Origin of the sequence: Sphingomonas sp. DC4900, assembly GCF_049896485.1 — a bacterium.
Lineage (GTDB): Bacteria > Pseudomonadota > Alphaproteobacteria > Sphingomonadales > Sphingomonadaceae > Sphingomonas > Sphingomonas aquatilis.
On record NZ_JAFCUK010000041.1, the window covers coordinates 1 to 1342 of the forward strand.

Below are 1342 nucleotides of genomic sequence, written 5' to 3' on the forward strand. Positions count from 1 at the left end.
CGTCGTCGCTGGCGACGCCGGCCAGCAATGCTTCGCGCACGGCCACTTCTACCGCCTCCAGCCCGTCGTCGAGCACCGCTGCCAGCACCCGCACGAACCGCCGGTCGGCATCGTCGCCGGTGCCAAGCTTGCGCCGCAGTCGTGCCAGCGCAGGCGGCAACTCCCAGCCCTGGAACGGTGCGCCGTTGCGCAGGGCACCCGGCTTGGTCACCAGCACCGGCAGATAGTGCCACGGGTCGTAGATGGTCCGGTCGCGGCCGAAGAACCGGGGATGGTCGGCGACGACTTCACCGTCGCAGCGCACGACGATGCGGTCGGCATAGGCGCGGACCTGGACGGCACGTCGCACCACCCTGGCAGAAACGGAATAGCGGTTGCGGTCGAAGCTGATGAGGCATGTGCCGCTTACCGCATGCTCGCTCTCGTGGAAGCCGTCGAAGGGTGCGACAACAGGCTGGAGCACCGCCCGTTCTGCTGCCCATGCCTGGGCGACTGTCAGCTCCTTCTGCTCGGGATGCTGGTGCAACTCTGCCCAGCGCCGACACTCCGCCTCCAGCCAGCCGTTCAACTCCTCGAGGCCGGTAAATCGCAGGCGCGGCTGGAAGAAGCGACCGCGTGCGGTCTGCACCTGGTTCTCGACCTGACCTTTCTCCCAGCCCGACGCCGGCGAGCAGGCGGTCGGCTCGACCATGTAATGGTTGGCCATGACCAGGAAGCGACGGTTGAAGACCCGCTCCTTGCCGGTGAACACGCTCGTCACCGCCGTCTTCATGTTGTCGTAGATGCCGCGCGTCGGCACGCCTCCGAAGAAAGCAAACGCCCGTGCATGCGCGTCGAACAGCATCTCCTGTGTCTCGCGGGGATAGGCCCGCACATACATTGCCCGCGACGCGCACAGCCGGACATGCGCGACCTTCACGCGCATCGGCTTGCCCGAGATCTCGACGTCCTCGTGGCTCCAGTCGAACTGGTAAGCCTCGCCCGGCCGGAACAGCAGCGGGATGAACGCCGGCGCATTCATCACGTCGCGACGCTGCGCCTGCCGCCAGCGCGCCGCATAACGGCGAACCGCGTCGTACGAGCCATCGAACCCCTCGCGTAGCAGCAGGTCGTGGATGCGCGTGAGGCGCAGCTTCTCGCGCCGCGGCCGTGCCTCATCTTCCTCCAGCAACGCATCCAGTCGCGCCTGAAACGGCCCCAGCTTCGGCAGCGGCTGCACCTCTCGCCGATAACCCATGTCCGCTTCCGGCGCCCGGATCGCCTTGCGCACCACCTTGCGCGACAGGTGCAGGTCCCGCGCTATCGCCTTGATGGCCTTGCCCGACGCGTGCTCGCGCCGGAT

Annotated in this window: 1 protein-coding gene; it reads right to left on the minus strand. The window is 67.5% G+C overall.

Translation table 11 applies throughout. The features are described 5' to 3' along the window. A partial coding sequence (gene istA / locus ACP690_RS18025) for an IS21 family transposase (RefSeq protein ID WP_426289884.1) occupies positions 1–1342 on the minus strand: 1342 nt, incomplete at both ends.